This window comes from Pseudomonas sp. RtIB026 (assembly GCF_016861355.2).
GTDB lineage: Bacteria > Pseudomonadota > Gammaproteobacteria > Pseudomonadales > Pseudomonadaceae > Aquipseudomonas > Aquipseudomonas peradeniyensis.
Map to the genome: position 1 here is coordinate 110401 of NZ_AP023348.2, position 17302 is coordinate 127702.

31 protein-coding genes are annotated in these 17302 nt (G+C 57.4%); all 31 read right to left on the reverse strand.

From position 1 onward, the window contains the following. Positions 1–32: 32 nt before the first annotated feature. Positions 33–497, reverse strand: coding sequence for a bacterioferritin (gene bfr / locus PRtIB026_RS00505; protein WP_050703558.1), 465 nt, complete (start codon positions 495–497; stop codon positions 33–35). Positions 498–660: 163 nt separating this feature from the next. After that, positions 661–2100: a catalase gene (locus tag PRtIB026_RS00510; RefSeq protein ID WP_203650001.1), complete on the reverse strand. Its 1440-nt coding sequence runs from the start codon at positions 2098–2100 to the stop codon at positions 661–663. A gap of 170 nt (positions 2101–2270) precedes the next feature. Continuing rightward, positions 2271–2657 (reverse strand): 50S ribosomal protein L17, encoded by a 387-nt coding sequence (rplQ, locus tag PRtIB026_RS00515; RefSeq protein WP_003255451.1) that lies wholly within the window; start codon positions 2655–2657, stop codon positions 2271–2273. Positions 2658–2699: 42 nt separating this feature from the next. Beyond that, entirely contained in the window at positions 2700–3701 is a 1002-nt protein-coding gene (locus tag PRtIB026_RS00520; protein ID WP_003255452.1) for a DNA-directed RNA polymerase subunit alpha, read from the reverse strand. Positions 3702–3723: 22 nt separating this feature from the next. Next, entirely contained in the window at positions 3724–4344 is a 621-nt protein-coding gene (gene rpsD / locus PRtIB026_RS00525) for a 30S ribosomal protein S4 (protein WP_023629185.1), read from the reverse strand. Between the two features lie 15 nt (positions 4345–4359). Further along, positions 4360–4749, reverse strand: a complete 390-nt coding sequence (gene rpsK, locus PRtIB026_RS00530) for a 30S ribosomal protein S11 (protein WP_003255454.1) — start codon at positions 4747–4749, stop codon at positions 4360–4362. 18 nt (positions 4750–4767) lie between these two features. Continuing rightward, the gene (rpsM, locus tag PRtIB026_RS00535; protein ID WP_003255457.1) at positions 4768–5124 is read right to left on the reverse strand and encodes a 30S ribosomal protein S13; all 357 of its coding nucleotides are present in this window, start codon (positions 5122–5124) and stop codon (positions 4768–4770) included. A gap of 131 nt (positions 5125–5255) precedes the next feature. Continuing rightward, entirely contained in the window at positions 5256–5372 is a 117-nt protein-coding gene (gene rpmJ / locus PRtIB026_RS00540; protein WP_002555468.1) for a 50S ribosomal protein L36, read from the reverse strand. A gap of 30 nt (positions 5373–5402) precedes the next feature. Then, positions 5403–6734 carry a preprotein translocase subunit SecY gene (secY, locus tag PRtIB026_RS00545; protein WP_003255459.1) on the reverse strand — a complete coding sequence of 444 codons (1332 nt, stop codon included), beginning with the start codon at positions 6732–6734 and terminating at the stop codon, positions 5403–5405. Continuing rightward, positions 6735–7169, reverse strand: a complete 435-nt coding sequence (rplO, locus tag PRtIB026_RS00550; protein ID WP_011531896.1) for a 50S ribosomal protein L15 — start codon at positions 7167–7169, stop codon at positions 6735–6737. Between the two features lie 3 nt (positions 7170–7172). After that, complete coding sequence (gene rpmD / locus PRtIB026_RS00555; protein WP_011531895.1) at positions 7173–7349, reverse strand: 50S ribosomal protein L30; 177 nt, start codon at positions 7347–7349, stop codon at positions 7173–7175. A 2-nt stretch (positions 7350–7351) separates the two neighbouring features. Beyond that, positions 7352–7852 (reverse strand): 30S ribosomal protein S5, encoded by a 501-nt coding sequence (gene rpsE, locus PRtIB026_RS00560; RefSeq protein ID WP_011531894.1) that lies wholly within the window; start codon positions 7850–7852, stop codon positions 7352–7354. 3 nt (positions 7853–7855) lie between these two features. Next, positions 7856–8206 (reverse strand): 50S ribosomal protein L18, encoded by a 351-nt coding sequence (rplR, locus tag PRtIB026_RS00565; protein WP_023629183.1) that lies wholly within the window; start codon positions 8204–8206, stop codon positions 7856–7858. Between the two features lie 10 nt (positions 8207–8216). Further along, positions 8217–8750, reverse strand: coding sequence for a 50S ribosomal protein L6 (gene rplF, locus PRtIB026_RS00570; RefSeq protein ID WP_110739044.1), 534 nt, complete (start codon positions 8748–8750; stop codon positions 8217–8219). Between the two features lie 12 nt (positions 8751–8762). Next, on the reverse strand, positions 8763–9155 hold the full coding sequence (rpsH, locus tag PRtIB026_RS00575) for a 30S ribosomal protein S8 (RefSeq protein ID WP_028690236.1): 393 nt from the start codon (positions 9153–9155) through the stop codon (positions 8763–8765). Positions 9156–9364: 209 nt separating this feature from the next. Next, positions 9365–9670 carry a 30S ribosomal protein S14 gene (rpsN, locus tag PRtIB026_RS00580; protein WP_011531890.1) on the reverse strand — a complete coding sequence of 102 codons (306 nt, stop codon included), beginning with the start codon at positions 9668–9670 and terminating at the stop codon, positions 9365–9367. Positions 9671–9683: 13 nt separating this feature from the next. Next, the gene (rplE, locus tag PRtIB026_RS00585; RefSeq protein ID WP_003255474.1) at positions 9684–10223 is read right to left on the reverse strand and encodes a 50S ribosomal protein L5; all 540 of its coding nucleotides are present in this window, start codon (positions 10221–10223) and stop codon (positions 9684–9686) included. A 20-nt stretch (positions 10224–10243) separates the two neighbouring features. Continuing rightward, positions 10244–10558, reverse strand: a complete 315-nt coding sequence (gene rplX / locus PRtIB026_RS00590) for a 50S ribosomal protein L24 (RefSeq protein ID WP_003255476.1) — start codon at positions 10556–10558, stop codon at positions 10244–10246. An 11-nt stretch (positions 10559–10569) separates the two neighbouring features. Then, entirely contained in the window at positions 10570–10938 is a 369-nt protein-coding gene (rplN, locus tag PRtIB026_RS00595) for a 50S ribosomal protein L14 (protein ID WP_008089810.1), read from the reverse strand. 23 nt (positions 10939–10961) lie between these two features. Beyond that, positions 10962–11228 carry a 30S ribosomal protein S17 gene (rpsQ, locus tag PRtIB026_RS00600; RefSeq protein WP_003255478.1) on the reverse strand — a complete coding sequence of 89 codons (267 nt, stop codon included), beginning with the start codon at positions 11226–11228 and terminating at the stop codon, positions 10962–10964. Positions 11229–11230: 2 nt separating this feature from the next. After that, the gene (gene rpmC / locus PRtIB026_RS00605) at positions 11231–11422 is read right to left on the reverse strand and encodes a 50S ribosomal protein L29 (protein WP_002555481.1); all 192 of its coding nucleotides are present in this window, start codon (positions 11420–11422) and stop codon (positions 11231–11233) included. Next, the gene (rplP, locus tag PRtIB026_RS00610) at positions 11422–11835 is read right to left on the reverse strand and encodes a 50S ribosomal protein L16 (RefSeq protein WP_009397508.1); all 414 of its coding nucleotides are present in this window, start codon (positions 11833–11835) and stop codon (positions 11422–11424) included. The genes rpmC and rplP overlap by 1 nt, the downstream gene beginning before the upstream one ends. A gap of 12 nt (positions 11836–11847) precedes the next feature. Continuing rightward, positions 11848–12534, reverse strand: a complete 687-nt coding sequence (rpsC, locus tag PRtIB026_RS00615) for a 30S ribosomal protein S3 (protein ID WP_003255481.1) — start codon at positions 12532–12534, stop codon at positions 11848–11850. Positions 12535–12547: 13 nt separating this feature from the next. Continuing rightward, a complete protein-coding gene (gene rplV, locus PRtIB026_RS00620) occupies positions 12548–12880 on the reverse strand; it encodes a 50S ribosomal protein L22 (RefSeq protein ID WP_003103908.1) in 333 nt (110 codons plus the stop codon). An 11-nt stretch (positions 12881–12891) separates the two neighbouring features. Continuing rightward, positions 12892–13167, reverse strand: a complete 276-nt coding sequence (gene rpsS, locus PRtIB026_RS00625) for a 30S ribosomal protein S19 (protein WP_003255482.1) — start codon at positions 13165–13167, stop codon at positions 12892–12894. A 16-nt stretch (positions 13168–13183) separates the two neighbouring features. Continuing rightward, positions 13184–14008 carry a 50S ribosomal protein L2 gene (gene rplB, locus PRtIB026_RS00630; protein WP_203649999.1) on the reverse strand — a complete coding sequence of 275 codons (825 nt, stop codon included), beginning with the start codon at positions 14006–14008 and terminating at the stop codon, positions 13184–13186. A 14-nt stretch (positions 14009–14022) separates the two neighbouring features. After that, positions 14023–14322: a 50S ribosomal protein L23 gene (gene rplW / locus PRtIB026_RS00635; RefSeq protein WP_003255484.1), complete on the reverse strand. Its 300-nt coding sequence runs from the start codon at positions 14320–14322 to the stop codon at positions 14023–14025. Further along, positions 14319–14921: a 50S ribosomal protein L4 gene (rplD, locus tag PRtIB026_RS00640; RefSeq protein ID WP_003255485.1), complete on the reverse strand. Its 603-nt coding sequence runs from the start codon at positions 14919–14921 to the stop codon at positions 14319–14321. Before rplD ends, rplW begins: the two co-directional genes overlap by 4 nt. Positions 14922–14933: 12 nt before the next feature. Further along, positions 14934–15569, reverse strand: coding sequence for a 50S ribosomal protein L3 (gene rplC, locus PRtIB026_RS00645; RefSeq protein ID WP_011531887.1), 636 nt, complete (start codon positions 15567–15569; stop codon positions 14934–14936). A gap of 80 nt (positions 15570–15649) precedes the next feature. Continuing rightward, on the reverse strand, positions 15650–15961 hold the full coding sequence (gene rpsJ / locus PRtIB026_RS00650) for a 30S ribosomal protein S10 (protein WP_003186070.1): 312 nt from the start codon (positions 15959–15961) through the stop codon (positions 15650–15652). Positions 15962–16102: 141 nt separating this feature from the next. Beyond that, the gene (tuf, locus tag PRtIB026_RS00655) at positions 16103–17296 is read right to left on the reverse strand and encodes an elongation factor Tu (RefSeq protein ID WP_003255489.1); all 1194 of its coding nucleotides are present in this window, start codon (positions 17294–17296) and stop codon (positions 16103–16105) included. Positions 17297–17302 lie beyond the last annotated feature (6 nt).

A 17302-nucleotide genomic window follows, 5' to 3' on the forward strand; every position in this document is an offset into this window, starting at 1 on the left:
CCGCGAAAGGGCTGCAAGGCAGCCCCAAGCTTTTACATCTGCGACTGCAGGTAGTTCTCCAGGCCAATGGCCTTGATCAGCCCCTGCTGCTTCTCCAGCCAGTAGGTGTGATCTTCTTCAGTATCGGCCAGCTGCGCACGCAGGATATCGCGGCTGATGTAGTCCTTGTGCAGCTCGCACAGCTCGATGCCCTTGCACAGCGCGGCGCGGACCTTGTACTCGAGCTTCAGATCGGCCTCGATCATTTCCGGCACGGTGCTGCCAACGTGCAGGTCATCGGCGCGCATGTCCGGGGTGCCTTCGAGCATGAGGATACGGCGCATCAGGGCATCGGCGTGCTGCGTCTCTTCTTCCATCTCGTGGTTGATACGCTCGTAGAGCTTGCCCAAGCCCCAATCTTCGTACATCCGCGAGTGAATGAAGTACTGATCGCGTGCTGCCAGTTCGCCCTTCAGCAACGTGACGAGGTAGTTGATTACGTCCGGGTGACCTTGCATCGCCCTGATTCTCCCTGTGAATACGTCTATGGGACATAGTGTGAACCAGGTTTTGTTCGCGGTCACTGAAAAACGCGCAATTAGAAGCAAATAATCGGCTAAACAGTAGTGATATTCATTGAAAAACCGCCCAAACGAGGGCGGTTCTTGTTATCACTTCGACTTAGGCGAGGTTCACGCCCAAGGCCTTGGCGATGCCTTCTCCGTAGGCAGGATCTGCCTTGAAGAAGTACTGCAGTTGACGCTGGACGACATCCTCGCTGACGCCAGCCATGGTGCCGGCGATGTTGCCGATCAACAGCGCCTTCTGCTCATCGCTCATCAGGCGGAACAGCGCGCCGGCATGGCTGTAGTAGTCGTTGTCTTCGCGGTGGTCGTAGCGGTCCGCCGAACCGTTCAGGGCCAATGCCGGTTCTGCATGGCGCGGCGACTGCTTCGGCGCGTCCGCGTAGCTGTTGGGCTCGTAGTTCGGAGCACTGCCGTAGGCGCCGGTGGCCATGGAACCATCGCGCTGGTAGCTGTGCACCGGGCAGCGTGGTGCATTGACCGGCAAGTGCTGGTGGTTGGTGCCTACGCGGTAGCGGTGAGCATCGGCATAGGCGAACACCCGGCCCTGCAGCATGCGGTCCGGCGACAGGCCGACCCCGGGCACCATGTTGCTGGGCCCGAACGCCGCCTGCTCGACTTCGGCGAAGTAGTTGAGCGGGTTGCGGTTGAGCTCCAGCACGCCGACCTCGATTAACGGGTAGTCCTTCTGCGACCAGGTCTTGGTCACGTCGAAGGGGTTCTCGTCACGGCTGGCGGCCTCGGCTTCGCTCATCACCTGGATGCACACGCTCCAACGCGGGAAGTCGCCACGCTCGATGGCCTGGAACAGGTCGCGCTGGGCGTAGTCCGGGTCGCTGCCCGCCAGGCGGGCGGCCTCGGCCGGCGCCAGGTTCTTGATACCTTGCTGGGTCTTGAAGTGCCACTTAACCCAGGTGCGCTCACCCTTGGCGTTGATCAGGCTGTAGGTGTGGCTGCCGAAACCGTGCATGTGACGGTAGCCGTCCGGGATGCCTCGATCAGAGAACAGGATGGTGACCTGGTGCAGCGCCTCGGGCGAATGCGACCAGAAGTCCCACATCATCTGCGCGTTCTTCAGGTTGCTCTGCGGGTGACGCTTCTGGGTGTGGATGAAGTCGGGGAACTTCAGCGGATCACGGATGAAGAACACCGGGGTGTTGTTGCCGACGATGTCCCAGTTGCCTTCCTCGGTGTAGAACTTCACCGCGAAACCTCGCGGGTCGCGTTCGGTGTCCGCCGAGCCGCGTTCGCCGCCCACGGTGGAGAAGCGCAGGAACGTCTCGGTCTGCTTGCCGATGCTGTCGAACAGCTTGGCACTGGTGAGTTCAGTGATATCGCGGGTGACGGTGAAGGTACCGTAGGCGCCGGAGCCCTTGGCGTGCACGCGACGCTCAGGGATGTTCTCGCGGTTGAAGTGGGCGAGCTTCTCGACCAGGTGGAAATCGTCGAGCAGCAGCGGGCCACGGGGGCCTGCGGAACGGGAATTCTGGTTGTCGGCTACGGGCGCGCCGCTTGCGGTGGTGAGAATCTTGCTCATGGGCTCTCCTGATCGGTCTTGAACTGCCGGCTAATCGGCTTGGAGAGAGTATTGTCGACCCATGTTACAAGAACAAATTCATTACCTGACTTACATCAATAGAAAATAACAATTTATAAGGCAACAAAAAACCGGGCCTAGGCCCGGTTCTTTGCAGCAGACAGAACGTCTTACTCGGCAGCTTCTACAGCACCACCGACCGGACGATCAACCAGCTCGACGTACGCCATAGGCGCGTTGTCGCCAGCGCGGAAACCGCACTTCAGGATGCGCAGGTAGCCGCCCTGACGGGTGGCGTAACGCTTGCCCAGGTCGTTGAACAGTTTGCCAACGGCGGACTTCGAACGGGTACGGTCGAAGGCCAGACGACGGTTGGCAACGCTGTCTTCCTTGGCCAGGGTGATCAGCGGCTCGGCAACGCGGCGCAGTTCCTTGGCTTTCGGCAGGGTGGTTTTGATCAGCTCGTGCTCGATCAGCGACACTGCCATGTTCTGGAACATAGCCTTGCGGTGAGAGCTGGTACGGCTCAGGTGACGTCCACTTTTACGATGACGCATGATTCATTCCTTACCAAACACTACGTTCGGTGATTACGACGATCAGGCAGTCGCCTTGTCGTCTTTCTTAAGACTTGCAGGCGGCCAGTTGTCGAGGCGCATGCCGAGGGAAAGACCACGGGAGGCCAGGACGTCCTTGATTTCAGTCAGGGACTTCTTGCCCAGGTTAGGAGTCTTCAACAGCTCTACTTCGGTACGCTGAATCAGGTCGCCGATGTAGTAGATGTTCTCCGCCTTGAGGCAGTTGGCCGAACGTACGGTCAGTTCCAGGTCGTCAACCGGGCGCAGCAGGATCGGATCGATCTCGTCTTCCTGCTCAACCACAACTGGCTCGCTGTCACCTTTGAGGTCGACGAACGCGGCCAGCTGCTGTTGCAGGATGGTCGCGGCACGACGGATAGCCTCTTCAGGATCCAGGGTACCGTTGGTTTCCAGATCGATGACCAGCTTGTCCAGGTTGGTACGCTGTTCAACACGGGCGTTCTCGACCACGTAGGCGATACGACGCACCGGGCTGAACGAAGCGTCCAGCTGGAGACGGCCAATGCTGCGGCTTTCGTCTTCGTCGGTCTGACGGGAGTCGGCCGGCTCGTAACCGCGACCACGAGCTACGGTGAGCTTCATGTTCAGGGCGCCGTTGGACGCCAGGTTCGCGATTACGTGATCGGGGTTGACGATCTCGACATCGTGATCCAGCTGAATATCGGCAGCGGTAACCACCCCCGAACCCTTTTTCGACAAGGTCAGCGTAACTTCGTCACGACCGTGCAGTTTGATAGCCAGGCCTTTCAGGTTCAACAGGATTTCAATGACGTCTTCCTGAACACCTTCGATCGCGGAGTACTCGTGGAGTACGCCGTCGATCTCGGCCTCGACTACTGCACAGCCAGGCATGGAGGACAACAGGATGCGGCGCAGCGCGTTGCCCAGGGTATGGCCGAAGCCACGCTCGAGAGGCTCGAGCGTGATCTTGGCGCGGGTTGGACTGACAACCTGCACGTCGATGTGACGGGGTGTCAGAAACTCATTTACCGAAATCTGCATGGATGCACCTATTTTCTAGCCCTTACTTGGAGTAGAGCTCGACAATCAGGTTTTCGTTGATGTCGGCGGACAGGTCGCTGCGAGCAGGAACGTTCTTGAAAACGCCCGACTTTTTAGCAGCATCCACGTCTACCCACTCAACGCGGCCACGCTGGGCGCACAGTTCAAGGGCTTGAACAATGCGCAGCTGGTTCAGCGACTTCTCGCGAACCGAGACCACGTCACCCGGACGAACTTGGTAGGATGGAATGTTCACAGTCTTACCGTTGACGCTGATCGCTTTGTGCGAAACCAGCTGACGCGACTCGGAACGAGTCGAGCCGAAGCCCATACGGTAGACGACGTTATCCAGACGGCACTCGAGCAGTTGCAGCAGGTTCTCACCGGTTGCGCCTTTTTTCGAGGCTGCAGCCTGGTAGTAACCGCGGAACTGACGCTCCAGAACACCGTAGATACGACGGACTTTTTGTTTCTCGCGCAGCTGGGTACCGTAGTCGGACTGACGGCCACGGCGCTGGCCGTGGATACCTGGGGCTGCTTCGATGTTGCACTTCGATTCCAGAGCGCGAACGCCGCTCTTCAGGAACAGGTCAGTGCCTTCACGGCGAGACAGTTTGCATTTTGGACCAATGTAACGTGCCATTTATCTGTCTCCTGATTACACGCGACGCTTCTTCGGCGGACGGCACCCGTTATGCGGGATTGGCGTCACGTCGGTGATGCTGGCGATCTTGTAGCCGCAGCTGTTCAGTGCACGAACGGCGGATTCACGACCTGGACCTGGACCCTTGACGTTGACGTCGAGGTTCTTCAGACCATATTCCAGCGCAGCTTGACCAGCACGCTCAGCAGCGATCTGGGCTGCGAACGGGGTGGATTTGCGCGAACCACGGAAACCCGAACCACCGGAAGTAGCCCAGGACAGTGCGTTGCCCTGACGGTCGGTGATGGTCACGATGGTGTTGTTGAAAGACGCATGGATGTGGGCGATGCCATCAACCACTGTCTTTTTGACTTTTTTACGAGGACGAGCAGCAGGTTTTGCCATGTCTATATTCCTGGGCGATTACTTGCGGATCGGCTTACGCGGGCCCTTACGGGTGCGTGCGTTGGTCTTGGTGCGCTGACCGCGAACCGGCAGACCTTTACGATGACGCAGGCCGCGGTAGCAACCCAGGTCCATCAAGCGCTTGATCTTCATGTTGATGTCACGACGCAGGTCACCTTCGGTGGTGAACTTCGCAACTTCGCCACGCAGGGTTTCGATTTGCTCGTCGCTCAGATCCTTGATCTTTGCGGCTGGATTCACACCAGCGTCCGCACAGATTTTCTGCGCGGTAGTGCGACCGACACCATAGATGTAGGTCAGCGAGATAACAGTATGCTTGTTATCTGGAATGTTGACGCCTGCAATACGGGCCATTCAGTGGGACTCCAATTGACAGCTACCTACGCCCCGGAAGCCAAGAAATAGGGCGCGAGATAATATCGCTGTAGAAACGAATAATCAACCCAGCAGCACACTAGCTGCTGGGTTTGAAGCGCGGATCACACTCAGCCTTGGCGCTGCTTGTGACGCGGTTCCGCGCTGCAGATCACGCGCACGACGCCTTCGCGTCGAATGATCTTGCAGTTGCGGCACAGCTTTTTCACCGATGCACGAACTTTCATTACCGACTCCTCGAACCTTAGGGGGCTAAATCAGCGCAGCAGACCGCTGCCGCCGTAGCCTTTCAGGTTGGCTTTCTTCATCAGGGATTCGTACTGGTGCGAAACGAGGTGCGATTGTACTTGGGACATGAAGTCCATCACAACCACTACCACAATCAGCAACGAGGTCCCGCCAAGGTAGAACGGCACGTTTGCTGCCACCACCAGGAACTGGGGCAGAAGGCAGACGGCCATCATGTAAAGAGCACCGAACATGGTCAGACGGGTCAGGACGCCATCAATGTAGCGCGCCGACTGCTCACCAGGACGGATGCCCGGAATAAAGGCACCGGACTTCTTCAGGTTTTCCGCTACGTCTTTCGGGTTGAACATCAACGCTGTGTAGAAGAAGCAGAAGAAAATGATCCCTGCACTAAACAGCAAAATGTTCAACGGCTGACCAGGAGCGATCGACTGCGAGATGTCCTGCAGCCAGCCCATACCTTCGGACTGACCGAACCAGGCACCCAGCGAAGCCGGGAACAGCAAGATGCTGCTCGCGAAAATGGCCGGAATTACGCCCGCCATGTTCACCTTCAGCGGCAGGTGGCTGGTCTGCGCAGCGAAGACCTTGCGGCCCTGCTGACGCTTGGCGTAGTGAACGGCGATACGACGCTGACCACGCTCAATGAACACCACGAAACCGATAATCGCTACTGCCAGCAAACCGATTGCGACCAGGGCGAAGATGTTGATATCGCCTGTGCGTGCAGACTCGAAAGACTGCCCGATTGCTCTCGGAAGACCGGCAACGATACCCGCGAAGATCAACATCGAGATACCGTTGCCCACACCGCGCTCGGTAATCTGCTCGCCGAGCCACATCATGAACATCGCGCCCGCCACGAAGGTGGAGACAGCGACGACATGGAAGCCCAGGCCCGCAGAAAACGCCACGCCCTGGTTGGCCAGGCCAATGGACATGCCAATGGCTTGAACCAGCGCCAGGATAACGGTGCCGTAGCGGGTGTACTGGCTGATCTTGCGACGGCCAGCTTCACCTTCCTTCTTCAACTGCTCCAGTTGCGGGCTGACAGCGGTCATGAGCTGCATGATGATCGATGCCGAGATGTACGGCATGATCCCCAGTGCAAAGATGCTCATGCGCTCCAGCGCGCCACCGGAAAACATGTTGAACAAGCTAAGAATGGTCCCCTCATTCTGCCGGAACAGATCCGCGAGACGGTCCGGGTTAATGCCTGGCACTGGGATGTGCGCGCCAATCCGATAGACGATGATCGCCATGAACAGAAAACGCAGACGAGCCCAGAGTTCCGACATCCCGCCCTTACCGAGCGAAGAGAGAGCACCTTGCTTAGCCATTTATTCCTCGAACTTGCCGCCAGCTGCTTCGATAGCCGCACGTGCACCTTTGGTGACGGCGATACCCTTGAGGGTGACTGCGCGAGTGACTTCGCCCGACAGCATGATTTTCACGCGCTGTACGTGCTGGCCGATCACGTTGGCGTCCTTGAGGGACTGAACGGTGATCAGATCGCCTTCCACCTTGGCCAGCTCGGACAGACGCACTTCTGCGCGGTCCATGGCTTTCAGGGAAACGAAGCCGAACTTCGGCAGGCGACGGTGCAGCGGCTGTTGACCGCCTTCGAAGCCTGGAGCGATGGAGCCACCGGAACGGGAGGTCTGACCCTTGTGGCCACGGCCACCGGTCTTACCCAGACCGCTACCGATACCACGGCCCGGACGGTGCTTCTCGCGACGGGAACCCGGCGCTGGACTCAGATCATTGAGTTTCATCGATTAACCCTCGACCTTCAGCATGTAGTAGGCCTTGTTGATCATCCCGCGATTTTCGGGAGTATCCTGGACTTCTACAGTGTGACCGATGCGACGCAGACCCAGACCCTTGACGCACAGCTTGTGGTTAGGGATACGGCCCGAGACGCTCTTGATCAGCGTTACTTTTACGGTTGCCATGATCAGAAGATCTCCTCGACAGTCTTGCCGCGCTTGGCAGCAATGGACTCAGGGGATTGCATGGCTTTCAGACCCTTGAAGGTGGCGTGAACCACGTTCACCGGGTTGGTCGAACCGTAGCACTTGGCCAGGACGTTCTGAACGCCAGCAACTTCCAGGACGGCACGCATTGCGCCACCGGCGATGATACCGGTACCTTCCGAGGCAGGCTGCATGTAGACCTTCGAGGCGCCGTGGGCGGCCTTGGTGGCGTACTGCAGGGTGGTGCCCTTCAGGTCAACCTGAATCATGTTGCGACGAGCAGCTTCCATGGCTTTCTGGATCGCGGCAGGTACTTCGCGCGATTTGCCACGGCCAAAGCCAACACGACCCTTGCCATCACCTACCACGGTCAGCGCGGTGAAGGTGAAGATACGGCCGCCTTTAACGGTTTTGGCTACGCGGTTAACTTGAACCAGCTTCTCGATGTAGCCTTCGTCGCGCTTTTGATCGTTATTTGCCATAACTTAGAACTCCAGCCCGCCTTCACGAGCAGCATCAGCCAGCGCCTTGACGCGGCCGTGGTACTTGAAGCCGGAACGGTCAAAGGCAACTTGAGATACACCGGCGGCTTTCGCACGCTCAGCTACCAGCTTGCCAACCTTAGTGGCCGCGTCGATGTTGCCGGTGGCGCCATCACGCAGTTCTTTGTCCAAGGTCGAGGCGCTTGCCAGAACCTTGCTGCCGTCGGCCGAGATGACCTGGGCATAGATGTGCTGCGAGGAGCGGAACACGCACAGACGCACGGCTTCGAGCTCGTGCATTTTCAGGCGTGCTTTGCGAGCGCGACGCAGTCGAATAACTTTTTTGTCGGTCATTTGCTAGGCCCTACTTCTTCTTGGCTTCTTTACGACGGACTACTTCATCCGCGTAACGCACACCCTTGCCCTTGTAAGGCTCTGGCGGACGGAAACCGCGGACTTCAGCGGCCACCTGACCCACCAGCTGCTTGTCGATACCCTTGATCAGGATGTCGGTCTGGCTTGGGGTTTCAGCGGTGATACCGGCTGGCAGTTCGTAATCCACTGGGTGCGAGAAGCCCAGAGCCAGGTTCAGGACGGTGCCTTTAGCCTGAGCCTTGTAACCAACACCGACCAGCTGGAGCTTGCGCTCGAAGCCTTGGCTTACGCCTTGGACCATGTTGTTCACCAGGGCGCGGGTAGTACCGGCCATGGCGCGAGCTTGCTGGTCACCGTTGCGAGCAACGAAACGCAGCTCACCAGCTTCTTCGGTAACTTCAACAGACGAGTGAACGTTCAGTTCGAGAGTGCCCTTGGCACCCTTCACCGAAAGCTGCTGGCCGGCGAATTTGACTTCGACGCCTGCTGGCAGCTTAACGGGGTTCTTAGCGACGCGAGACATGCCTATCTCCCCTTAGAACACTGTGCACAGAACTTCGCCGCCGACACCGGCAGCGCGCGCAGCGCGGTCAGTCATCACACCTTTGTTGGTGGAGACGATAGACACGCCCAGGCCGCCACGTACTTTCGGCAGCTCGGTAACGGCCTTGTACTGGCGCAGGCCAGGACGGCTGGTACGCTTCAGCTCTTCGATGACCGGACGGCCTTCGAAGTACTTCAGCTCGATCGACAGGGAAGGCTTGGCTTCGCCGGTCACTTCGTAGCTGGCGATGTAGCCTTCGTCTTTCAGTACTTTGGCAACCGCGACCTTCAGGGTGGAAGAAGGCATGCTTACGACAGACTTTTCAGCCATCTGGGCATTACGGATGCGAGTTAGCATGTCCGCTAACGGGTCCTGCATACTCATGGGCTAGATGCTCCTGATACAAGAATTATTAGCCTTGCGGCTATCACAACCACCCGAGCAGGCAGGGCAAAAAACCCAGGCTCAGGTGAGCCGGTCATTCTAGACACAAGGCAGAAACGAAACAAGCCCCATATAGGGGCTTGTTTCGTTGCGAGGTCACCGACGGTCGGAAGATTGCTCCCCTCGCGCCGGCGTCACGCCAACCGGGATTACCAGCTGGCCTTGACCAGACCTGGCACGTCACCGCGCATGGCGGCTTCGCGCAGCTTGTTACGGCCCAGGCCGAACTTACGGTATACACCGTGCGGACGACCGGTCAGGCGGCAACGGTTACGCAGGCGCGAGGCGCTGGCGTCACGTGGTTGCTTCTGCAGAGCGACAACGGCAGCGAAACGCTCTTCTGGAGAGGCGTTCAGGTTGACGATGGTCGCTTTCAGCTCAGCGCGCTTTTTAGCGAACTTGGCTACCGTGAGCTGACGCTTCAGCTCGCGGTTTTTCATGCTCTTCTTGGCCATTTTCCTACTCCAATCAGTTGCGGAACGGGAACTTGAAAGCACGCAGCAGAGCGCGGCCTTCGTCGTCCGAACGAGCAGTGGTGGTCAGGGTGATGTCCAAACCGCGCAGAGCATCGATCTTGTCGTAGTCGATTTCCGGGAAGATGATCTGCTCTTTCACGCCCATGCTGTAGTTGCCACGGCCATCGAAGGACTTGGCATTCAGGCCGCGGAAGTCGCGAACCCGAGGCAGGGAGATCGCCAGCAGGCGGTCCAGGAATTCGTACATCTTGTCGCTACGCAGGGTCACCTTGACGCCGATCGGCCAGCCCTCACGGACTTTGAAGCCCGCGATGGATTTACGAGCGAAAGTCACGACCGGCTTTTGACCGGTGATCTTTTCCAGGTCGGCAACAGCGTGCTCGATGACTTTCTTGTCGCCGATCGCTTCGCCCAGACCCATGTTCAGGGTGATTTTGGTAACGCGCGGAACTTCCATCACGTTCGACAGCTTAAGTTCTTCCTTAAGCTTAGGAGCGATTTCGTTCCGGTAAATCTCTTTCAGTCGTGCCATGGTCTTCTACCTAGCAGTGTTCAAGCATCAACCGCTTTTTGGGTCGACTTGAAGACACGAATTTTCTTACCGTCTTCTACTTTGAAACCAACGCGGTCAGCCTTGTTGGTTTCGCCGTTGAAGATGGCAACGTTGGAAGCGTGCAGAGGCGCTTCTTTCTCGACGATACCGCCCTGGACGCCCGCCATCGGGTTAGGCTTGGTATGACGCTTGACCAGGTTCACACCACCGATGACCAGGCGGTCATCAGCCAGAACCTTCAGCACCTTACCGCGCTTACCTTTGTCTTTGCCGGCGATCACGATGATCTCGTCGTCACGACGAATCTTTTGCATGTCGGATCTCCTTAGAGCACTTCTGGGGCGAGCGAGACGATCTTCATGAACTTCTCGGTACGAAGTTCACGGGTCACTGGCCCGAAGATGCGAGTGCCGATCGGCTCTTGCTTGGTGTTCAGCAGAACAGCAGCGTTGCCGTCGAAACGAATGATGGAACCGTCAGCGCGACGTACACCGTGACGGGTACGGACGACAACAGCGGTCATCACCTGGCCTTTTTTGACCTTGCCGCGCGGAATTGCTTCCTTGACGGTTACTTTGATGATGTCACCGATGCCGGCGTAACGACGGTGGGAACCGCCGAGCACCTTGATGCACATGACGCGACGAGCGCCGCTGTTATCGGCCACATCGAGCATGGATTGAGTCTGAATCATAAAATTTCTCCGACCCCTAGCCCTTAGACTTCAACAGCGCGTTCGAGGACTTCAACCAGTGCCCAGGACTTGGTCTTGGCCAGCGGACGGGTTTCGCGGATGGAAACCTTGTCGCCGATCTTGCACTGGTTGGCTTCGTCGTGCGCGTGCAGCTTAGTCGAACGCTTAACGTATTTACCGTAGATCGGGTGCTTGACGCGACGCTCGATCAGAACGGTGATGGTCTTGTCCATTTTGTCGCTGACGACACGGCCAGTCAGCGTACGGACGGTTTTTTCAGCTTCAGCCATGATCACTTACCTGCCTGCTGGTTGAGCACAGTTTTCACGCGAGCGATGTCACGCTTAACTTGCGAGAGCAGGTGCGACTGCCCCAACTGGCCAGTTGCTTTCTGCATGCGCAGATTGAACTGGTCGCGCAGCAAGCCGAGCAGTTGCTCATTCAGTTGCTGTGCGGATTTTTCACGAAGTTCATTCGCTTTCATCACATCACCGTCCGCTTAACAAAGGAGGTGGCGAGAGGCAGCTTTGCAGCGGCCAGGGCGAAAGCTTCGCGCGCCAGCTCTTCAGAAACACCCTCGATTTCGTACAGGACTTTGCCTGGCTGAATCTGGGCAACCCAGTATTCCACGGAACCTTTACCTTTACCCATACGAACCTCGAGAGGCTTCTTGGTAACCGGCTTGTCCGGGAAGACACGGATCCAGATCTTGCCGCCACGTTTTACGTGACGGGTCAGGGCACGACGTGCCGACTCGATCTGGCGGGCGGTGAGGCGACCGCGAGCAACAGCTTTCAGAGCGAACTCGCCGAAGCTGACCTTGCTACCGCGCAGTGCCAGACCACGGTTGTGGCCGGTCATCTGCTTGCGGAATTTTGTACGCTTTGGTTGCAACATTTGGCGTACCCCTTACTTAGCAGCTTTTTTACGAGGCGCTGGTGCTTGAGGCTTCAGCTCTTCCTGGCGACCACCAATTACTTCGCCTTTGAAGATCCAAACCTTCACACCGATCACACCGTAGGTGGTGTGAGCTTCGTAGGTGTTGTAGTCGATATCGGCACGCAGGGTGTGCAGAGGCACACGACCTTCGCGATACCACTCGGTACGTGCGATCTCGGCACCGCCGAGACGACCGCTCACCTGGATCTTGATGCCCTTGGCACCAATACGCATGGCGTTCTGCACGGCGCGCTTCATGGCGCGACGGAACATAACGCGGCGCTCCAGCTGCTGGGCAACGCTCTGAGCAACCAGCATGGCGTCGAGTTCCGGCTTGCGGATCTCTTCGATGTTGATGTGCACAGGCACACCCATCTGCTTGGTCAGGTCCTGACGCAGTTTCTCAACATCTTCACCTTTCTTGCCGATAACGATACCGGGACGAGCGGTGTGGATGGTGATGCGTGCAGTTTGAGCCGGGCGATGAATATCGATACGGCTTACGGACGCGCTTTTTAGTTTGTCTTGGAGGTACTCACGCGTTTTCAGATCCTTCAACAGGTAATCTGCGTAAGTAGCGCCGTCTGCATACCAGACGGAGGTGTGCTCCTTGACGATTCCCAGGCGAATGCCAGTGGGATGTACTTTCTGACCCATCTGATCGACTCCGTTACTTGTCCGCAACCTTGACAGTGATATGGCAAGACCGCTTGACGATGCGATCAGCACGGCCTTTGGCACGTGGCATGATGCGCTTCAGCGAACGCCCTTCGTTGACGAAGACGGTGGAGACCTTCAGGTCATCAACGTCTGCGCCTTCGTTGTGTTCGGCGTTGGCAACGGCCGACTCGAGGACTTTCTTCATGATTTCAGCGGCTTTTTTGCTGCTGAAGGCCAACAGGTTGAGCGCTTCGCCCACCTTCTTCCCGCGGATCTGGTCGGCGACCAAGCGGGCTTTCTGGGCGGAGATGCGAGCGCCCGACAACTTAGCGGCTACTTCCATTTCCTTACCCCTTAACGCTTGGCTTTCTTGTCAGCCACGTGCCCGCGGTAGGTGCGGGTACCGGCGAACTCGCCCAGTTTGTGGCCGACCATGTCTTCGTTCACGAGAACTGGGACATGTTGACGACCGTTGTGTACGGCGATGGTCAGACCGACCATTTGTGGCAGGATCATCGAACGACGCGACCAGGTTTTAACTGGCTTGCGATCATTCTTCTCCACCGCCACTTCGACCTTCTTCAGCAGGTGAAGATCGATAAAAGGACCTTTTTTCAGAGAACGTGGCACTGTCGTATCCCTCTAGTTACTTGCGACGACGGACGATCATGTTGTCGGTACGCTTATTACCACGGGTTTTAGCACCCTTGGTTGGGAAGCCCCATGGCGATACCGGATGACGACCACCAGAGGTACGACCTTCACCACCACCATGCGGGTGGTCAACCGGGTTCATGGCAACACCACGAACGGTTGGGCGAACGCCGCGCCAGCGTTTGGCACCAGCTTTACCCAGCGAACGCAGGCTGTGCTCGGAGTTCGAGACTTCGCCCAGGGTCGCACGGCACTCAGCCAGTACTTTACGCATTTCGCCAGAGCGAAGACGCAGAGTCACGTAGACGCCTTCACGCGCGATCAGCTGAGCGGAAGCACCAGCGGAACGAGCGATCTGAGCACCTTTACCCGGCTTCAGTTCGATGCCGTGAATGGTGCTACCTACTGGGATGTTGCGCAGTTGCAGGGAGTTACCGACCTTGATTGGGGCCAGGGCACCTGCGATCAGCTGGTCGCCAGCACTCACGCCTTTAGGGGCGATGATGTAGCGACGCTCGCCGTCTGCGTAGCACAGCAGGGCGATGTGAGCAGTACGGTTCGGATCGTATTCGATACGCTCGACAGTGGCTGGAATGCCATCTTTATCGTTGCGACGGAAGTCGACCAGACGGTAATGCTGCTTATGACCACCACCAACGTGACGAGTGGTGATGCGGCCATTGTTGTTACGACCACCAGACTTCGATTTTTTCTCGAGCAGCGGTGCGTGAGGAGCGCCTTTGTGCAGCTCCTTGTTGACCACCTTGACCACAAAACGGCGGCCAGGGGAAGTCGGTTTGCATTTAACGATTGCCATGATGCACCCCTTCCTTACTCAGCACTGCTGCTGAAATCGAGATCTTGGCCTGGCTGAAGGGAGACGATCGCCTTCTTCCAGTCATTACGCTTGCCCAGACCACGTGCGGTACGCTTGGTTTTACCCAGAACGTTGACAGTCGACACGTTTTCAACTTTTACGTTGAACAGGCCTTCGACAGCTTTCTTGATTTCCAGCTTGGTCGCATCGGTAGCAACCTTGAATACGAACTGGCCTTTTTTCTCAGCCAGAACGGTAGCCTTCTCGGAAACGTGCGGGCCAAGGAGGACTTTGAATACGCGTTCCTGGTTCATCCCAGCAGCTCCTCGAATTTCTTCACGGCCGAGACAGTGATCAACACTTTCTCGTATGCGATCAGACTGACCGGGTCGGAACCTTGAACGTCACGTACGTCGACGTGCGGCAGGTTGCGAGCAGCCAGGTACAGGTTCTGATCAACAGCGTCGGAAACGATCAGAACGTCGCTCAGACCCATGCCGTTCAGCTTGTTCAGCAGATCCTTGGTTTTCGGTGCTTCGACAGCGAAGTCCTGAACCACGACCAGACGGTCGCTACGCACCAGCTCAGCGAGGATGGAGCGCAGGGCTGCGCGGTACATCTTCTTGTTGAGCTTCTGCGAGTGATCTTGAGGACGAGCTGCGAAGGTTACACCACCGCCACGCCAGATCGGACCACGGGTAGTACCGGCACGAGCACGGCCAGTACCTTTCTGACGCCATGGGCGCTTACCGCCACCGGCCACGTCAGAACGGGTCTTCTGCTGCTTGGTGCCCTGACGACCGCCAGCCATGTAGGCTACGACTGCCTGGTGAACCAGCGTCTCGTTGAATTCGCCACCGAAAGTCAGTTCGGAAACTTCGATCGCCTGAGCGTCATTTACATTAAGTTGCATGTCAGTTTCCCCTTACCCGCGAGCCTTGACAGCCGGACGCACGACCACGTCGCCGCCAGTAGCGCCTGGAACGGCACCCTTGATCAGCAGCAGGTTGCGTTCAGCGTCTACGCGTACTACTTCCAGGGACTGAACAGTCACGCGCTCGGCGCCCATGTGACCGGACATTTTCTTGCCCTTGAATACACGACCAGGAGTCTGGCACTGGCCGATGGAGCCAGGGACACGGTGCGATACGGAGTTACCGTGGGTGTTATCTTGACCACGGAAGTTCCAACGCTTGATGGTACCGGCGAAGCCTTTACCTTTGGACTGACCGGTTACGTCTACCAGCTGGCCTGCAGTGAAGAGTTCAGCTTTGATCAGATCGCCAGCCTGGAAATCGCCTTCTTCAAGACGGAACTCCCAGACACCGCGACCAGCGGCAACGTTGGCCTTGGCAAAGTGGCCTGCCTGAGCGGCGGTCACGCGCGAAGCACGACGCTCGCCGACAGTGACTTGCACTGCACGGTAGCCATCAGTTTCTTCGGTTTTGAACTGGGTGACGCGATTCGGCTCGATCTCAATGACCGTGACCGGAATGGAGACACCTTCTTCGGTGAAAATACGGGTCATACCCGCTTTTCGACCGACTACACCAATAGTCATGTTGTAAACCTCATGAGTGTACGGGGCTTTCACCCGCTATGGCCGCCCATTTCAGAGCGTTACACGACCAGACCGAAGTCTTAGCCGAGGCTGATCTGCACTTCCACGCCGGCCGCCAGATCAAGCTTCATCAGCGCGTCAACGGTTTTATCCGTTGGCTGGACGATGTCCAGAACACGCTTATGAGTGCGAATCTCGTACTGATCACGCGCGTCTTTGTTGACGTGCGGGGAGACCAGAACGGTGAAACGCTCTTTGCGGGTAGGCAGTGGAATTGGACCACGCACTTGTGCACCAGTACGTTTCGCGGTTTCCACGATTTCCTGGGTGGATTGGTCGATCAGGCGATGGTCGAAAGCCTTCAACCTGATACGGATTTGCTGATTTTGCATTGGATTTCAGACTCCAGGCTGTTCCCAACGGACGCACTACGCCCGCTAAAAGGAGGCGTGATTCTATAGACGCCCCAATTTAGTGTCAACCCAATAAAAAAAACCCCCGCTGAGCGGGGGTTTTTTCAATCGGTCGAGTGATTACTCGATGATTTTGGCTACGACGCCGGCGCCGACGGTACGACCGCCTTCACGGATGGCGAAGCGCAGACCGTCTTCCATCGCGATGGTCTTGATCAGGGTGACAGTCATCTGGATGTTGTCACCTGGCATTACCATCTCAACGCCTTCCGGCAGTTCGCAGTTACCGGTCACGTCAGTGGTACGGAAGTAGAACTGAGGACGGTAGCCTTTGAAGAACGGAGTGTGACGGCCGCCTTCTTCCTTCGACAGGACGTAGACTTCTGCGGTGAACTTGGTGTGCGGCTTGACCGAACCTGGCTTGACCAGAACCTGGCCACGCTCAACGTCGTCACGCTTGGTACCACGCAGCAGAACGCCGCAGTTCTCGCCAGCACGACCTTCGTCCAGCAGCTTGCGGAACATCTCAACACCGGTGCAGGTGGTGGTGGTGGTGTCACGCAGACCAACGATTTCCAGCGGATCCTGAACGCGGACGATACCACGCTCGATACGACCGGTAACAACGGTACCACGACCCGAGATCGAGAATACGTCTTCGATCGGCATCAGGAACGGCTGGTCGATGGCACGAACTGGCTCAGGAATGTAGCTGTCCAGAGTCTCTACCAGCTTCTTGACAGCGGTAGTGCCCATTTCGTTGTCGTCTTTGCCTTCCAGGGCCATACGAGCGGAACCGATGATGATCGGAGTGTCGTCGCCTGGGAAGTCGTAGGTGGACAGCAGGTCGCGAACTTCCATCTCGACCAGTTCCAGCAGCTCAGCGTCGTCTACCAGGTCAGCCTTGTTCAGGAAGACCACGATGTACGGAACGCCAACCTGACGGGACAGCAGGATGTGCTCACGGGTTTGTGGCATCGGACCATCGGCGGCCGAGCAAACCAGGATCGCGCCGTCCATCTGGGCAGCACCGGTGATCATGTTCTTCACGTAGTCAGCGTGACCTGGGCAGTCAACGTGAGCGTAGTGACGAATGGTCGAGTTGTACTCAACGTGAGCGGTGTTGATGGTGATACCGCGCGCTTTTTCTTCCGGAGCCGAGTCGATCTTGTCGAACTCAACGATTGCCGAACCGAAAACTTCGGAGCAAACGCGAGTCAGAGCTGCGGTCAGAGTGGTCTTACCGTGGTCAACGTGGCCGATGGTGCCGACGTTAACGTGGGGAAGGGAACGATCAAATTTTTCTTTAGCCACGACAGT

Bases quoted from the DNA above. Each gene is read 5' to 3' on its own strand.
- rplP (WP_009397508.1), bottom strand. From the start codon at position 11,835: ATGTTGCAACCAAAGCGTACAAAATTCCGCAAGCAGATGACCGGCCAC.
- rplC (WP_011531887.1), bottom strand. From the start codon at position 15,569: ATGACTATTGGTGTAGTCGGTCGAAAAGCGGGTATGACCCGTATTTTC.
- bfr (WP_050703558.1), bottom strand. From the start codon at position 497: ATGCAAGGTCACCCGGACGTAATCAACTACCTCGTCACGTTGCTGAAG.
- rpsQ (WP_003255478.1), bottom strand. From the start codon at position 11,228: ATGGCTGAAGCTGAAAAAACCGTCCGTACGCTGACTGGCCGTGTCGTC.
- rpsD (WP_023629185.1), bottom strand. From the start codon at position 4,344: ATGGCACGTTACATTGGTCCAAAATGCAAACTGTCTCGCCGTGAAGGC.
- rplW (WP_003255484.1), bottom strand. From the start codon at position 14,322: ATGAACCAGGAACGCGTATTCAAAGTCCTCCTTGGCCCGCACGTTTCC.
- rplO (WP_011531896.1), bottom strand. From the start codon at position 7,169: ATGAAACTCAATGATCTGAGTCCAGCGCCGGGTTCCCGTCGCGAGAAG.
- rpmD (WP_011531895.1), bottom strand. From the start codon at position 7,349: ATGGCAACCGTAAAAGTAACGCTGATCAAGAGCGTCTCGGGCCGTATC.
- rpsE (WP_011531894.1), bottom strand. From the start codon at position 7,852: ATGGCAAATAACGATCAAAAGCGCGACGAAGGCTACATCGAGAAGCTG.
- rpmJ (WP_002555468.1), bottom strand. From the start codon at position 5,372: ATGAAAGTTCGTGCATCGGTGAAAAAGCTGTGCCGCAACTGCAAGATC.
- rplF (WP_110739044.1), bottom strand. From the start codon at position 8,750: ATGTCTCGCGTCGCTAAGAACCCCGTTAAGCTGCCAGCAGGCGTCGAA.
- rplQ (WP_003255451.1), bottom strand. From the start codon at position 2,657: ATGCGTCATCGTAAAAGTGGACGTCACCTGAGCCGTACCAGCTCTCAC.
- rplX (WP_003255476.1), bottom strand. From the start codon at position 10,558: ATGCAAAAGATTCGTCGTGACGACGAGATCATCGTGATCGCCGGCAAA.
- rpsC (WP_003255481.1), bottom strand. From the start codon at position 12,534: ATGGGTCAGAAAGTACATCCCACTGGCATTCGCCTGGGAATCGTCAAG.
- rplV (WP_003103908.1), bottom strand. From the start codon at position 12,880: ATGGAAGTAGCCGCTAAGTTGTCGGGCGCTCGCATCTCCGCCCAGAAA.
- rpsK (WP_003255454.1), bottom strand. From the start codon at position 4,749: ATGGCAAAACCTGCTGCTCGTCCTCGTAAAAAAGTCAAAAAGACAGTG.
- rplN (WP_008089810.1), bottom strand. From the start codon at position 10,938: ATGATTCAGACTCAATCCATGCTCGATGTGGCCGATAACAGCGGCGCT.
- rpsM (WP_003255457.1), bottom strand. From the start codon at position 5,124: ATGGCCCGTATTGCAGGCGTCAACATTCCAGATAACAAGCATACTGTT.
- rplE (WP_003255474.1), bottom strand. From the start codon at position 10,223: ATGGCACGACTGAAAGAGATTTACCGGAACGAAATCGCTCCTAAGCTT.
- rpsN (WP_011531890.1), bottom strand. From the start codon at position 9,670: ATGGCCAAGAAGAGCATGAAAAACCGCGAGCTGAAGCGTCAGCTCACG.
- PRtIB026_RS00520 (WP_003255452.1), bottom strand. From the start codon at position 3,701: ATGCAGATTTCGGTAAATGAGTTTCTGACACCCCGTCACATCGACGTG.
- rpmC (WP_002555481.1), bottom strand. From the start codon at position 11,422: ATGAAAGCGAATGAACTTCGTGAAAAATCCGCACAGCAACTGAATGAG.
- rpsJ (WP_003186070.1), bottom strand. From the start codon at position 15,961: ATGCAAAATCAGCAAATCCGTATCAGGTTGAAGGCTTTCGACCATCGC.
- PRtIB026_RS00510 (WP_203650001.1), bottom strand. From the start codon at position 2,100: ATGAGCAAGATTCTCACCACCGCAAGCGGCGCGCCCGTAGCCGACAAC.
- secY (WP_003255459.1), bottom strand. From the start codon at position 6,734: ATGGCTAAGCAAGGTGCTCTCTCTTCGCTCGGTAAGGGCGGGATGTCG.
- rplB (WP_203649999.1), bottom strand. From the start codon at position 14,008: ATGGCAATCGTTAAATGCAAACCGACTTCCCCTGGCCGCCGTTTTGTG.
- rplD (WP_003255485.1), bottom strand. From the start codon at position 14,921: ATGCAACTTAATGTAAATGACGCTCAGGCGATCGAAGTTTCCGAACTG.
- rpsH (WP_028690236.1), bottom strand. From the start codon at position 9,155: ATGAGTATGCAGGACCCGTTAGCGGACATGCTAACTCGCATCCGTAAT.
- rplR (WP_023629183.1), bottom strand. From the start codon at position 8,206: ATGACCGACAAAAAAGTTATTCGACTGCGTCGCGCTCGCAAAGCACGC.